Source organism: Acidovorax sp. KPB24-07, from assembly GCF_057543315.1.
In genome coordinates this window covers 1-652 of record NZ_BAAJYS010000898.1, presented here as the reverse complement: position 1 = coordinate 652, position 652 = coordinate 1, and the positions used below count along the sequence as shown (strand labels likewise).

General features: G+C 72.1%; 1 protein-coding gene. It reads right to left on the bottom strand.

Annotation, left to right across the window (positions count from 1 at the left end):
- Positions 1-467: methylated-DNA--[protein]-cysteine S-methyltransferase (locus AC27IQ_RS26550; RefSeq protein ID WP_487091457.1), on the bottom strand; the 467-nt coding region annotated here is incomplete at its 3' end.
- Positions 468-652 lie beyond the last annotated feature (185 nt).

Genomic DNA, 652 nt, shown 5'->3' with positions numbered 1-652 from the left:
AGCCCGCCGGCATAGCCCGTCAGGCTGCCCGCCGAGCCCACCACGCGGTGGCACGGCACGATCACGCTCACCGGGTTGCGGCCCACCGCTGCGCCCACGGCGCGCACGGCCAGCGGCCGCTCCAGCAGGCGACTCAGGGCACCGTAGCTGGTGGTGGCGCCGCAGGGAATGCCCAGCAGCGCCTGCCACACGGCCTGCTGGAACGGCGTGCCGCCCGACAGGTCCAGCGGCAGGTCGAAGCGGGTGCGCCGGCCGTCCAGGTATTCGTGGAACTGGGCCGTGGCCCGCCGCAGCAGCGGGTGGGCGTCGTCCACGGGCCAGGCGCCGGGGCCGTCGAGCAACGCTTCTGGCTGGTGGCGCTGCCCGTCGAACCACAGGCCCGACAGGCCCAGCGGCGAGGCGGACAGGCGCACGTCGCCCAGCGGAGTGAGCGTGCGGCTTTGCACGGTGAGGGGATGGAACTGCATGATCGAATCCAAGGTAAAAAGTGGCTCCAGCACAATGAATGCGCCGGCATATTGCTATGTTTTTGATAGTGATTGCGGGGTGGGCGCCCCCGATGCCGCGGGCGTGCCCCCCAGCGTCCACGCCCGGATCACCGCATAGCTGCGCCACGGCCGCCACGCGTGCGACGCGGCCGTGGCCGCCTGGG